The organism is Kitasatospora sp. NBC_00374, from assembly GCF_041434935.1.
GTDB lineage: Bacteria > Actinomycetota > Actinomycetes > Streptomycetales > Streptomycetaceae > Kitasatospora.
Window position 1 is genome coordinate 5,872,183 of the sequence record NZ_CP107964.1, and the last position, 13,242, is coordinate 5,885,424.

12 protein-coding genes are annotated in these 13,242 nt (G+C 71.9%); 3 read left to right on the forward strand and 9 right to left on the reverse strand.

What is annotated here, in order from left to right; genetic code table 11:
* Positions 1-47: 47 nt before the first annotated feature.
* The 5 genes from pgl to tkt form a co-directional block, all read right to left on the reverse strand.
* Positions 48-809, reverse strand: a complete 762-nt coding sequence (pgl, locus tag OG871_RS26225) for a 6-phosphogluconolactonase (RefSeq protein WP_371499852.1) — start codon at positions 807-809, stop codon at positions 48-50.
* On the reverse strand, positions 806-1,918 hold the full coding sequence (gene opcA, locus OG871_RS26230; protein ID WP_371499854.1) for a glucose-6-phosphate dehydrogenase assembly protein OpcA: 1,113 nt from the start codon (positions 1,916-1,918) through the stop codon (positions 806-808). The genes pgl and opcA overlap by 4 nt, the downstream gene beginning before the upstream one ends.
* Entirely contained in the window at positions 1,915-3,420 is a 1,506-nt protein-coding gene (gene zwf / locus OG871_RS26235; protein WP_371503430.1) for a glucose-6-phosphate dehydrogenase, read from the reverse strand. The genes opcA and zwf overlap by 4 nt, the downstream gene beginning before the upstream one ends.
* A 121-nt stretch (positions 3,421-3,541) precedes the next feature.
* On the reverse strand, positions 3,542-4,657 hold the full coding sequence (tal, locus tag OG871_RS26240; protein ID WP_371499855.1) for a transaldolase: 1,116 nt from the start codon (positions 4,655-4,657) through the stop codon (positions 3,542-3,544).
* Positions 4,658-4,757: 100 nt separating this feature from the next.
* A complete protein-coding gene (tkt, locus tag OG871_RS26245; RefSeq protein WP_371499857.1) occupies positions 4,758-6,854 on the reverse strand; it encodes a transketolase in 2,097 nt (698 codons plus the stop codon).
* A 475-nt stretch (positions 6,855-7,329) separates the two neighbouring features.
* On the opposite strand from tkt, the gene OG871_RS26250 reads away from it, so the two are divergent.
* The gene (locus OG871_RS26250) at positions 7,330-8,271 is read left to right on the forward strand and encodes a heme o synthase (protein ID WP_371499859.1); all 942 of its coding nucleotides are present in this window, start codon (positions 7,330-7,332) and stop codon (positions 8,269-8,271) included.
* 54 nt (positions 8,272-8,325) lie between these two features.
* Here OG871_RS26250 and OG871_RS26255 read toward each other — a convergent pair whose 3' ends face one another.
* Positions 8,326-8,967: a DUF2461 domain-containing protein gene (locus tag OG871_RS26255; RefSeq protein WP_371499861.1), complete on the reverse strand. Its 642-nt coding sequence runs from the start codon at positions 8,965-8,967 to the stop codon at positions 8,326-8,328.
* Between the two features lie 86 nt (positions 8,968-9,053).
* On the opposite strand from OG871_RS26255, the gene OG871_RS26260 reads away from it, so the two are divergent.
* On the forward strand, positions 9,054-9,392 hold the full coding sequence (locus OG871_RS26260; RefSeq protein ID WP_371499863.1) for a hypothetical protein: 339 nt from the start codon (positions 9,054-9,056) through the stop codon (positions 9,390-9,392).
* A gap of 62 nt (positions 9,393-9,454) precedes the next feature.
* On the opposite strand, the gene OG871_RS26265 is transcribed toward OG871_RS26260, so the two are convergent.
* On the reverse strand, positions 9,455-10,423 hold the full coding sequence (locus OG871_RS26265) for a heme A synthase (RefSeq protein ID WP_371499865.1): 969 nt from the start codon (positions 10,421-10,423) through the stop codon (positions 9,455-9,457).
* Positions 10,424-10,755: 332 nt separating this feature from the next.
* Between OG871_RS26265 and OG871_RS26270 the strand changes: the two genes are divergently transcribed.
* Positions 10,756-11,394: a hypothetical protein gene (locus OG871_RS26270; protein WP_371499866.1), complete on the forward strand. Its 639-nt coding sequence runs from the start codon at positions 10,756-10,758 to the stop codon at positions 11,392-11,394.
* 7 nt (positions 11,395-11,401) lie between these two features.
* Here the strand turns inward: OG871_RS26270 and OG871_RS26275 are convergent, their stop codons facing one another.
* The gene (locus OG871_RS26275; protein ID WP_371503431.1) at positions 11,402-12,121 is read right to left on the reverse strand and encodes an ABC transporter permease; all 720 of its coding nucleotides are present in this window, start codon (positions 12,119-12,121) and stop codon (positions 11,402-11,404) included.
* A gap of 41 nt (positions 12,122-12,162) precedes the next feature.
* Positions 12,163-13,089, reverse strand: coding sequence for an ABC transporter ATP-binding protein (locus OG871_RS26280; protein ID WP_371499868.1), 927 nt, complete (start codon positions 13,087-13,089; stop codon positions 12,163-12,165).
* Positions 13,090-13,242: the final 153 nt, after the last annotated feature.

Genomic DNA, 13,242 nt, shown 5'->3' on the forward strand with positions numbered 1-13,242 from the left:
AGGGGCGGGTGGACGCGACCGCGTCCACCCGCCCCTTCGTCGTTCGCCTACGCGGCCCTGGTCTTGGCCGCGGCCGTGCGGTCGAGCAGCCACAGGGTGCGCTCGGTGCCGTACGCGCCGGAGGCCGGGGCCTCGTCCTCGCCGGGGTCGCCGAGCGCGCGGGCGACCGCGTCGGCCTTGTCCTCGCCCGCCGCGAGCAGCCAGACCTCGCGGGCCGCCCGGATGGCCGGGAGGGTCAGCGAGATCCGGGTGGGCGGCGGCTTCGGTGCCTCCCGGACGCCGATCACGGTCAGCTCGCACTCCCGGACACCGGGGTGGCCGGGGAAGAGCGAGGCGACGTGGGTGTCCGGGCCGACCCCGAGCAGCAGCACGTCGAAGGCCGGGACGGAGTGTCCGGGCTCCGCCGCCTTGGCGAGCTCCTCGGCGTAGCGGGCCGCGGCCGCCTCGACGTCGGCGCCGTCGGCACCGTCCGAGGCGGGCATCTCGTGCACCCGCGCCGGGTCGAGCGGGACGCGGGCGAGCAGCTCGTCCCGGGCCTGGACGGCGTTGCGGTCCGGGTCCGTGGCGGGGACGAAGCGCTCGTCGCCCCACCAGAGGTCGAGCCGCGCCCAGTCGACCGCGTCGCGCGCCGGGGAGGCGGCGATCGCGGCCAGCAGGGCGTTGCCGTTGCGGCCGCCGGTGAGCACCACCGAGGCGGTGCCGCGGGCGGACTGGGCGTCCACGATCCGGGTGATCAGCCGGGCAGCGGTGGCCTGGGCCATCAGCTCCTTGTCGCGGTGGACGACGAGCTGCCGGTCGGTGCCGGTCATGAGCCGCTCCGCCTGCGCGGCGCGGCCTTCTTCGGTGCGGCCTTCTTGGCGACGGCCTTCTTCGCCGGGGCTGCCTTCCCGGCCGGAGCCGCCTTGCCGGCGGCCGGCACCTTGGCGGTCACCCGGGCCGGGGCCGCGGCCGCCGCGGCCACCGGCTCCGCCGGGGGCCGGTCGGCCGAGGACGGCTCCTTCAGCTTGTCGACGGGCGTGCGGACCGCCGAGGCGTAGATGTCGTCCGGGTCGAGCCGGCGCAGCTCCTCCGCGATCAGCTCGGCGGTGTCCCGCCGCTTGAGCGCGACCATGCGGTCCGGCGCACCGGGCATGGCGAGCGTGCCCAGCAGCCCGTCCGGGCGGTCCAGGGTGATGTCGCCGTCCTTGGCCCGCAGCCGGACGGCGGTGATCCCGGGGCCGGCCGTGACGACCCGCTCCACCGGGACCTTCAGCCGGGTGGCCAGCCAGAGGCCGAGCAGCTCCACGCTGGGGTTGTACGACTCGCCCTCGACCACCGCGGAGGTGATCGCGGCGGGCCGCTGGTCCAGCGCGGCGGCCAGCATCGAGCGCCAGCCGGTGATCCTGGTCCACGCCAGGTCGGTGTCGCCGGGCGTGTAGCTGGCGGCGCGCTGGCCGAGCTGGGCGACCGGCGACTCGGCGGTGACGGCATCGGTGATCCGGCGCTGGGCGAGTGCGCCGAGCGGGTCCTGGGCCGGGTTCTTCGGTGCGTTCTCCGGCCACCAGACCACCACGGGGGCGTCCGGCAGCAGCAGCGGCAGCACCACCGACTGGGCGTGCAGGGCGAGTTCGCCGTGCATCCGGAGGATGACGGTCTCGCCGGGGCCGGCGTCGGCGCCGACCAGGATCTCGGCGTCCAGCCGGGTCTCGGCGCGGGCCCGGGGCGAGCGCCCGGCGCGCTTGATGACCGCGAGGATGCGCGAGGGGTGCTCGCGGGACGCGTCGTTGGCCGCCTTGAGCGCGTCGTACGCGCTGCCCTCGTCGGTGACGATGACGAGGGTGAGCACCATGCCGGCGGCGGTGGAGCCGCTGGCCCGGCGTGCGTCCATCAGCGAAGCGTTGATCTTGCTGGACGTGGTGTTCGTCAGGTCGATCTTCATGGCCGCCGCCAGCTCCTGCCGTCTCGTGCGAGCATCTCGTCCGCCTCGGTCGGTCCCCAGGTCCCCGCCGAGTACTGGGCGGGCTTGCCGTGGGTGTCCCAGTACTCCTCGATCGGGTCGAGGATCCCCCAGGAGAGTTCGACCTCCTGGTGGCGCGGGAACAGGTTGGCGTCACCGAGCAGGACGTCCAGGATGAGCCGCTCGTACGCCTCGGGGCTGGACTCGGTGAAGGACTCGCCGTAGGCGAAGTCCATCGTGACGTCGCGGACCTCGAAGGAGGTGCCGGGCACCTTGGAGCCGAACCGCACCGTGACGCCCTCGTCCGGCTGCACCCGGATCACCAGGGCGTTCTGCCCCAGTTCCTCGGTGGCGTAGGAGTCGAACGGCAGGTACGGGGCGCGCTGGAAGACCACCGCGATCTCGGTGACCCGCCGGCCGAGCCGCTTGCCGGTGCGCAGGTAGAACGGGACGCCCGCCCAGCGGCGGTTGTTGATCTCCAGCTTGATGGCGGCGTAGGTGTCGGTCTTGGACTTGGGGTTGATGCCGTCCTCCTCCAGGTAGCCGAGCACCTCCTCGCCGCCCTGCCAGCCGGCCGCGTACTGGCCGCGCACGGTGTGCTTGCCGAGGTCCTCCGGGAGCTGGACGGCGCTGAGCACCTTGAGCTTCTCGGCGACCAGGGCCTTGGGGTGGAACGAGGCCGGCTCCTCGATGGCGGTGAGCGCCATCAGCTGGAGCAGGTGGTTCTGGATGACGTCCCGGGCCGAGCCGATGCCGTCGTAGTACCCGGCGCGGCCGCCGATGCCGATGTCCTCCGCCATGGTGATCTGCACGTGGTCGACGTAGGACCGGTTCCAGATCGGCTCGAACATGGTGTTGGCGAAGCGGAGCGCCAGGATGTTCTGGACGGTCTCCTTGCCGAGGTAGTGGTCGATCCGGAAGACCTCGTCCCGGGGGAAGACCTCGTGGACGATCCGGTTCAGCTCCTGGGCGCTCTCCAGGTTGTGGCCGAACGGCTTCTCGATCACCGCGCGGCGCCAGGAGCCGGCCGGCGGGTCGGCCAGCCCGTGCTTCTTGAGCTGCTGCACCACGACCGGGAAGGCCTTGGGCGGTACCGAGAGGTAGAACGCGAAGTTGCCGCCGGTGCCCTGGGCCTCGTCGAGGTCCTCGATGGTCTTGCGCAGGGTGTCGAAGGCGTCGTCGTCCTCGAAGGTGCCCTGGACGAACCGCATGCCCTTGGCGAGCTGCTGCCAGACCTCCTCGCGGAAGGGGGTCCGGGCGTGCTGCTTGACCGCGTCGTGGACCTCCTTGGCGAAGTCCTCGTCCTCCCACTCCCGCCGGGCGAAGCCGATCAGCGAGAAGCCGGGCGGCAGCAGGCCGCGGTTGGCCAGGTCGTAGATGGCGGGCATCAGCTTCTTGCGCGACAGGTCACCGGTCACGCCGAAGATCACCAGGCCGGACGGCCCGGCGATCCTCGGCAGCCGGCGGTCGGCGGGGTCACGCAGCGGGTTGACGGGGGCGAGCGGGGGATCGCCCTGCTCGCCCTCCGCCCCCTCGACATCCGGGTACGGCTGTGTGTTGCTCACGTGGTGGGCTCCGCTTCCAGTGCGATGGCGGCGAGCAGGATCACTTCTCGTCGGCGAACGAGGCCAGCGACGCCGTCACGGTGTCCAGCAGCTCGTTCCAGGAGGCCTCGAACTTCTCCACGCCCTCGTCCTCCAGCACCTGGACGACGTCGTCGTAGTCGACGCCGGCGGCGGCGATGGCGTCCATCACGGACTTGGCGTCGGCGTAGTTGACGGTGATGGTGTCACCGGTGATCACGCCGTGGTCGTCGGTGGCGTCCAGGGTGGCCTCGGGCATCGTGTTCACGGTGCCGGGGGCGACCAGCTCGGTGACGTAGAGGGTGTCGGGCAGCGACGGGTCCTTGACACCCGTCGAGGCCCAGAGCGGGCGCTGCGGCTTGGCGCCGGCGGCCTCCAGGGCCTTCCAGCGCTCGGAGCCGAACACCTCCTCGTACGCCTGGTAGGCGAGACGGGCGTTGGCCAGGGCGGCCTTGGAGCGCAGGTCGCGGGCGTCGCCGCCGATCTTCTCCAGGCGCTTGTCGATCTCGGTGTCCACGCGGGAGACGAAGAACGAGGCGACCGACTCGATCGAGGACAGGTCCAGGCCGGCGGCCTTGGCCTTCTCCAGACCGGAGAGGTAGGCGTCCATGACGGCGAGGTAGCGCTCCAGCGAGAAGATCAGCGTGACGTTGACGCTGATGCCCTTGGCGAGCACCTCGGTGATGGCGGGCAGGCCGGCCTTGGTGGCGGGAATCTTGATGAACACGTTCGGGCGGTCCACCAGCCACCACAGCTGCTTGGCCTCGGCCACGGTCGGCGCGGTCTCGTGCGCCAGACGCGGGTCGACCTCGATGGACACCCGGCCGTCGCGGCCGTTGGAGGCGTCGTAGACCGGGCGCAGCACGTCGGCCGCGTCCCGCACGTCACTGGTGGTGATCATGCGCAGGGCCTCGTCCGTGGTGACCTTGCGGACGGCGAGGTCGCGGAGCTGGCTGTCGTAGGCGGTGCTGCTGCCGCCGATGGCCTTCTGGAAGATGGTCGGGTTGGTGGTGACCCCCACCACGTGCTTGCTCTGCACCAGCTCGGCCAGGTTTCCGCTGTTCAGCCGGTCCCGGCTGAGGTCGTCCAGCCAGATCGCCACGCCTTCGTCGCTGAGGCGCTTCAGTGCGTCAGTCATGGTGCTCAGTCCTCTTCTTGTTTCTTTTCGTCTTCGTGTGGGGTCGTCAGACGGGGCCGGGGTACGCGATGTGCGGTCGGGTACCCCGGCGCCGGCACTGCTAGCGGGAGACGGCCTCGACCGTGCGGAGCGAGGCGCGGGCCGCGTTCGCGACCGCGTCGGCGGTCAGGCCGAACTCCTGGAAGAGCACCTTGTAGTCGGCGGAGGCGCCGAAGTGCTCCAGGCTGATGATCCGGCCGGCGTCGCCGACCAGTTCGCGCCAGCCCTGGGCGATGCCGGCCTCGACCGAGACGCGGGCCCGGACGTTCGGCGGCAGCACGCTGTCGCGGTAGGCCTGGTCCTGCTCGTTGAACCACTCGATCGAGGGCATCGACACCACGCGGGTCGGGACGCCGTCGGCCTCCAGGGCCTCGCGGGCCTGGACGGCCAGCTGGACCTCGGAGCCGGTGCCGATCAGGATCACCTTCGGGGCGCCGTCGGACGCCTCGGCCAGCACGTAGCCGCCCTTCGCGGTGCCCTCGGCGGAGCCGAAGACCTCGCGGTCGAAGGTCGGCACGTTCTGCCGGGTGAGCGCCAGGCCGACCGGGCCGGGGTGGCTGGTGTGCCGCTCCAGCACGGTGCGCCAGGCGACGGCCGTCTCGTTGGCGTCGGCCGGGCGGACCATGGCCAGGCCCGGGATGGCGCGCAGCGAGGCCAGGTGCTCGACCGGCTGGTGGGTCGGGCCGTCCTCGCCGAGGCCGATCGAGTCGTGCGTCCAGACGTAGGTGACCGGCAGCTTCATCAGGGCGGCCAGCCGGACGGCCGGGCGCATGTAGTCGGCGAACACCAGGAAGGTGCCGCCGAACACGCGGGTGCGGCCGTGCAGGGCGATGCCGTTCATGGTGGAGCCCATGGCGTGCTCGCGGATGCCGAAGTGGATGGTGCGGCCGTACGGGCTCGCGGACTTCAGCGGGTTGCCCTCGGGGAGGAAGGAGCTGTCCTCGTCGATGGTGGTGAGGTTGGACTCCGCGAGGTCGGCCGAGCCGCCCCACAGCTCCGGGATCACCGCGCCGAGCGCCTTGAGGGTCTCGCCGGACGCCTTGCGGGTGGCGACCTCCTTGCCGGACGGGAAGGAGGGGACGGCCTTCTCCCAGCCGGCCGGGAGCTCGCCGATCTGGATCCGGTCGAAGTCGGCGGCGCGCTGCGGGTTGGCGGCGTGCCAGGCGTGGAAGCCCTGCTCCCACTGCTGGCGGGCGGCCTTGCCGCGCTGGATGACGTGCCGGGCGTGGTCGAGGACCGCCTCGGAGACCTCGAAGGTCTTCTCCGGCGAGAAGCCGAGCACCTTCTTGGTGGCGGCGATCTCGGCGTCGCCGAGCGCGGAGCCGTGCGCCTTGGCGGTGTTCTGGGCGTCCGGGGCCGGCCAGGCGATGATGGTGCGCATCGCGATGATCGACGGGCGCTCGGTCTCGGCCCTGGCGGCCTCCAGCGCGTCGGCGAGGGCGAACACGTCCACGTCGCCGTCGGCCTTCGGGGTGATCCGCTGGACGTGCCAGCCGTACGCCTCGTAGCGGGCCAGGACGTCCTCGGAGAAGGCGGTCGCGGTGTCGCCCTCGATCGAGATGTGGTTGTCGTCGTAGAGCGCGACCAGGTTGCCCAGCTTCTGGTGGCCGGCCAGCGAGGAGGCCTCGGCGGAGATGCCCTCCTCCAGGTCGCCGTCGGAGACGATGGCCCAGATGGTGTGGTCGAACGGCGACTCGCCGGCCGGGGCCTCGGGGTCGAACAGGCCGCGCTCGTAGCGGGCCGCCATCGCCATGCCGACCGCGTTCGCGAGGCCCTGGCCGAGCGGGCCGGTGGTGGTCTCCACGCCCGCGGTGTGGCCGTGCTCCGGGTGGCCCGGGGTGCGGCTGCCGGCGACCCGGAAGGCCTTGAGGTCGTCCAGCGACAGCCCGTACCCGGACAGGAACAGCTGGGTGTAGAGCGTCAGCGAGGTGTGCCCCGGGGACAGCACGAAGCGGTCGCGGCCGACCCAGGACGGGTCCGTGGGGTCGTGGCGCAGGAAGCGCTGGAAGATGACGTAAGCCGCCGGGGCCAGGGACATCGCCGTGCCCGGGTGGCCGTTGCCCACCTTCTGCACGGCGTCCATGGCCAGGACCCGGGCGGTGTCCACAGCCCTCTGATCCAGTTCGGTCCACTCGAATACGTTCGGCGTCGTGCTCACCCTGACTCAGGGCTCCTTCCATAGTGAAGTGTGACCCCGTGAAGGGGACCGGGTCGGCCACGTCGCTGTGGACCAGACGCTTCGATGGTGCCGGTCACGGAGGGTTGATCCCGCTTCTCTGTGCGAGCCTACCGCCCTGGGGGCCCCTCACCCTGCGTGGTGGGACAACCGGGGTTTCCGGGGGGCCATTCCCCCGGGACTGTGTCAGCTTCTCCGTCCTACCCTCATGGAAAGTCCGCCGGTCCGCGCGTCCGAGGGGTAAGACGAACGCGTGCGAAATCCGGTGAAACGCACATATCTCCTGTCCGGTCTGCGGTGATTCACCCGGCGGTGTGCGGTTCGGCTCGCCGGGGTACCCCGGAGCCGGTCGGGAGATATGGAGCGTCTAAGGTGGCGTGGTACGCGCAGAGCGGACGTATCGACACCCGAGGGTGCGGTGGACGCCTGTGAAGGTTCATCGTGAGTTGGGGTGTTCGTGACCGCCGTCGAATCCCGCCCCGCCGGGGCGGTCGGAGCGACGCCTGCGCATCGGCCGTTCGGGGCCCGTGTCGGGGCATTCGTTGCACTGACCAAACCTCGGATCATCGAGCTGCTGCTGATCACCACCGTCCCGGTGATGTTCCTGGCGCAGCGCGGTGTGCCGGATCCGCTCCTGGTCCTCTGGGTCGTCGTCGGCGGCTACCTGTCGGCCGGCGGCGCCAACGCGCTCAACATGTACATCGACCGCGACATCGACGCGGTGATGACCCGGACCGAGCGCCGTCCGATCGTGACCGGGATGGTCTCGCCGCGGGAGGCGCTGGTCTTCGGCATCGCGCTGGCGATCGGCTCCACGATCTGGCTGGGCCTGCTGGTCAACGCGCTGGCCTCGGCGCTCGCGCTGGCCGCGCTGCTGTTCTACGTCTTCGTGTACACGCTGGGCCTGAAGCGGCGTACGGCGCAGAACATCGTCTGGGGCGGGATCGCGGGCTGCATGCCGGTGTTCGTCGGCTGGGCGGCCGTCACCGACTCGCTGTCCTGGTCCGCGCTGGTGCTGTTCCTGGTGATCTTCTTCTGGACGCCGCCGCACTACTGGCCGCTGTCGATGAAGGTCCGGGACGACTACGCCCGGGCCGGCGTGCCGATGCTCCCGGTGATCAAGGGCAACCTGGCGGTGGCCCGGCAGATCGTCGCCTACTCCTGGGTGATGGTCGCCGTCTCGCTGGCGCTGTGGCCGCTGGCGCACACCAGCTGGCTCTACCCGGTCGCCGCGGTGGTGCTCGGCGCGGCCTGGCTGAAGGAGGCGCACGGGCTGCACGCCCGCGCCAAGTCCGGTGTGGTCGGCGCCAAGCTCAAGGAGATGCGCCTGTTCCACTGGTCGATCACCTATCTGACCCTGCTGTTCGTGGTCATCGCGGTCGACCCGTTCGTCAGGTAGCCGTCGGGCAGGACCTGCCCCGAGGGGCCCCACCGGTCGACCGGTGGGGCCCTTTCAGCGTGCCGGGAGCGTGCTGGGGCCGACGTGGTCGTCCAGCCAGTCCTTCAGCGGGCGGGAGGCGCGCAGGAAGGCGGTGATCCGCCGGTACGCCTCCGGGGTGCCCAGCCAGTCGGCGGGCTCCCACTCCTGCCAGGCCACCAGGCCCTTGTTGCGCAGCAGTCCGATCCTCGGGTGGTCCTTGGGGTAGCCGCGCGGGGCGGTCTTCAGCGGGTCCCGCCCGGAGACCACCGGGCCGGCCCGCTGGACCCGGGCGATCACCCGTTCCAGCTCGGCGCCGGTCACGTCCTCGGCCACGGCGGCGCGGTAGCGCTCCAGCTGGTCGGAGGCCAGCTGGTACATGCCGTTGCCGCAGGCCAGTCCGTCGGCGGAGAGCTGGATGTAGCCGCCGGCGGCCAGGTAGCCGCCGATGTGGGTCTTGTACGGCGCCTTGTCGGCGCTGAAGCGGACGTCGCGGTTGGGGCGGAAGATCTTGCCCGGGCCGAACTCGGGCTCCAGCCGCTCCAGCAGTTCGGCCATGGGCTCGCGCACCGCGCGCTCGTACACCTCCCTGTGCTCGGTCCAGAAGGCCTTGGAGTTGTCGGCCTCCAGTCGCTCGTAGAACTCCAGCGCCTCGTCCTGCCAGCCGTCGAAAGTCACCGGGCCAGGCTATCCGCGGACCGTGTGGCCCGCTGCACACCGCGCTCCCGTCGCCAGGGCGGCTACTGATCGGTAGCATGCGAGGCATGACCAGCGCAGAGAACGCCACCACCGCCGCGCCCGACGCCCGCGCCGAGCGGCGTGCCAAGCGCATCGCCAAGCACCTCACCCGGTTCGCCGCCCAGCACGGCGGCAGTGCCGAGGGCGTCGTCGAGTACGTCGGCCGCACCGCCACCCGGATCGTCGTGGTCGGCGCGGACGGCGCCTGGGGCGACCAGGTCGCCCCGACCCACGCCGTCGGCCTGCGGGCCGCCGAACTCGCCGGGCTGACGCTGCACGACAGCTTCGAGGGCGAGCTCGGGCTCAAGGTGAAGACCGGCGCGTACGAGTGGAAGCGGATGGCCGGTATCCAGATCGGCGGCTGACCGGACAGCGGCAGCACGGAGGGCCCCGAGCATCGCTCGGGGCCCTCGCTGCTGTCGCGGGTTCAGACCGTGGCGGCCTGTGGGGCGGGTACCGGGACGGCGGCGGGCTCGTCGGCGCGGGTGCGCAGCGCGAACGGGATCCGCAGGGCGGCGATCCAGGTGAGGGCGGCGCCCAGCATGTGCACCCCGACCATCACCTCGGGGGCGTCGGTGAAGTACTGGACGAAGCCCAGTAGGCCCTGCAGCAGCAGCACCGCCATCAGGTCGCGGACCCGTGCCCGCGCGGCCCGCGGCGCCTTGACGGCGGCGAAGACGAAGATCACCGCGATGGTCAGCCCGACCGCGACGAAGGCCAGGTCGGCGTGGGCCTGGGCGAGCCGGTCGTAGTCCAGCATGATCCGCCGGACCGGCTTGTCCATCGTCCCCGAGGAGCCCGGGTGGTGGCCCGCGCCGGTCACCAGGGTGCCGGCCAGGACCAGCAGGCCGACGACCAGCACCAGCACCCTGGACAGCTTCAGGATCGGCTCGGCGACCAGCGCCCGGGGCGCGCCGTCCCCCTCCTTCGAGCGCTCCCACATCAGCACCGCGACCCAGACCAGCGCCATCGCGGCCACCATGTGCAGCGCCACCACGTACGGGTTGAGGTGCGTCAGCACGGTGGCGCCGCCGATCACGGCGTTGCTCACGACCAGCCAGAACTGCGCCCAGCCGAGCCGGGTCAGGCCGCGCCGCCAGGGGGTCGCGCAGCGGGCGGCCAGGGTGGCCCAGGCGATCGCCGCGCACAGCACGTAGGTGAGCATCCGGTTGGTGAACTCGATGACGCCGTGCAGGCCCATCGCGGGCGTCGGAGTCAGGCTCTCGCCGGTGCAGCGGGGCCAGGTGGTGCAGCCGAGGCCGGAGGCGGTGAGCCGGACGGCGCCGCCGGTGAGCACGATGACCACGCTCATCACCAGCGCGGCGAGCGCGGCCCGCCGGACGGTCTCGGCGGTCGGGTGCCAGCGGTCGGCGAGGAGGGAGGAGGGGGTACGCACCCGTTCATCCTAGGTGGGCTTACGGCCGATCTTGGGGCGGGGCGGCCGCTGACGGGAACCGTCGGGCCCGGCGGACTCCTCGAGCAGATCGGGCATTGGTCTTGACCAATCGGCCGGGTGGTCGAGAGAGTGGGCGTGATCCCGCACCCCGGCCGCACCCTCGGCGCCCGCCGACGGATGTGACGGTTCGCCAGATGTGTCGGAATTGCGCGTGATTCGAGGGGATTCCCCTCTGTGCGGACGCAGTTCCGTCCTGGATCTAGGCGCGGCGGGAGCCGCCGTGGTGAGGTGCGGCCAGATTCATGCCATTCGGCTGGAAAGAGGAGCAGAGCATGGCAGGGCAGCGACGGATATCCGGCGGACTGGTCGCGGCGGCGGCCGGTCTGGGCATCGTGGCACCGCTGGTGCTGGCCGGTAGCGCCTCGGCGCACACCAACAAGACTCAGATCACCTGTGAGAAGGTCACCGTCGATCTGACGGCGTACAACTCCAAGAGCGGCAACACCGTCACCCTGGTCATCGGCGCCGACAAGGTGCTCGACAAGGTGGCCTTCGGCAAGTCCTTCCACCAGGAGTTCACGGTGCCGGCGCACGCCGCCGACGTCACCGCGACCCTGACCGTGCAGACCGACGAGGACAAGGACGGCAAGAAGGGCTGGAGCTTCACCAAGCAGCTCACCGCCCACGAGTGCCCGGTCCCGTCCACCAGCCCGAGCACCTCGGTCTCCCCGTCGTCGAGCACCAGCGGCACCCCGACGGCCAGCGTCTCGCCGTCGCAGAGCACCCCGAGCGGCACCCCGAGCGTCTCCGCGACCGGGCCCGCCCCGAGCGTCTCCCCGACCGGGCCGCAGCTGGCCTCCACCGGTGGCGGCGGCAACGCGGGTGTCCTCGCGGCCACCGGCGTCGGCGTGATCGCGATCGGCGGCGGGGTCATGTTCATGGTCCGCCGCCGCCCGTCGCGTCGTCACTGACGCACGGTCACTCCCAGCGGAAGAACCGGCTGGCTGCGCCCAGTCCCAGAACGGCCCAGGCGGACAGGATGCCCAGATCCGCCCACGGCACCGAGCCGCCGTCCTGGAGCACTGAGCGCAGCCCGTCGGACAGTGCGCTGATCGGCAGCAGCTCCAGGACCGGGCGGACGGCCGCGGGGAACCTCGACAGCGGCACCACCACACCGCCGGCCAGCAGCAGCAGGATGAACACCAGGTTGGCGGCGGCCAGCGTGGCCTCCGCGCGCAGCGTGCCGGCCATCAGCAGGCCGAGGCCCGAGAACGCGGCCGTGCCCAGCACCAGCAGTGCGAGCACCGCGACCGGACCGCCCTGCGGCGACCAGCCCAGGGCCAGCGCGATCGCCGACAGCAGCAGCACCTGGAGCAGCTCGGTGACCAGCACGCAGCCGGTCTTCGCGGTGAGCAGCGCCCAGCGCGGCAGCGGCGTCGAGCCCAGCCGCTTGAGGACGCCGTAGCGGCGTTCGAACCCGGTGGCGATCGCCTGGCCGGTGAAGGCGGTGGACATCACGGCGAGCGCCAGCAGGCCGGGCGCGAGGAAGTCGACCCGCTTGCCGGGCCCCTCCACCGAGACCACGTCCACCGCGCTGAACAGCACCAGCAGCACGGTCGGGATGATCACCGTCAGCAGCAGCTGCTCGCCGTTGCGCAGCAGCATCCTGGTCTCCAGCGCGGTCTGCGCGAGCAGCATCCGGCCGACCGGAGCCGCTCCGGGCCGGGGTTCGAAGGTGGTCACGAGCGCAGCTCCCGTCCGGTCAGCTCCAGGAAGACGTCCTCGAGGCTGCGCCGCTGCACGGCCAGCTTCTCGGGCATCACGCCGGCCTCCGCGCACCAGGCGGTGACGGTGGCCAGCAGGCGGGGGTCCACCGGGGCCTCCACCCGGTACGAGCCGGGGGCGGGCTCGGTGGCGTCGGCGCCGTCGGGCAGCACCTTGCGCAGGCCGGCGAGGTCGAGGCCGGGCGGGCCGTCGAAGCGCAGGCTGCCCTCGGCGCCGCCGCGGCAGAGCTCCTCCGGGCTGCCGCTCGCGATGACCCGGCCGCGGTCGATGACGGCGACCCGGTCGGCGAGCTGTTCGGCCTCGTCCATGTGGTGGGTGGTCACCACCACGGTGACGCCGTCCTGCCGCAGCTCGCGGACCAGGTCCCAGGTGGCGCGCCGGGCCTGCGGGTCGAGTCCGGCGGTGGGCTCGTCCAGGAAGACCAGCTCGGGGCGGCCGACCACGGCCATCGCCAGGGCCAGGCGCTGCTGCTGGCCGCCGGAGAGCCGGCGGTAGGTGGTGCGGCCGCAGGATCCGAGGCCGAGGCGCTCGACCAGGGGCTGGACGGGGAGCGGGTCGGCGTAGAACCGCGCGGTGTGCCGGAGCATCTCGACCGCGCGGGCGCCGGCGTACACACCACCCGATTGGAGCATCACGCCGATCCGGGGCTTGAGCCGCGCGGCGTCGGCCACCGGGTCGAGCCCGAGCACGCGGACGGTGCCCGCGTCGGGGCGGCGGTAGCCCTCGCAGGTCTCGACGGTGGTGGTCTTGCCGGCCCCGTTCGGTCCGAGCACGGCGGTGACCGTGCCGCGCTCGATGGCCAGGTCGAGGCCGTCCACGGCGAGCTTGTCGCCGTAGCGTTTGACCAGCCCGGCCACCTCGACGGCGGGTGTTGTCTGCATACCGGGGAGTCTAAGAGGGCGGCCCGTGGAGGCCGTCCACCGCCCTCCATTGATCGTTTCCGCAGGTCAGGTAAGCCTTACCTGCGTGATTGAAGCCACGGATGAGGCGTGGGTCACGGCTTGTCCTTCCGGAAGGAATTACGCAACAATCGT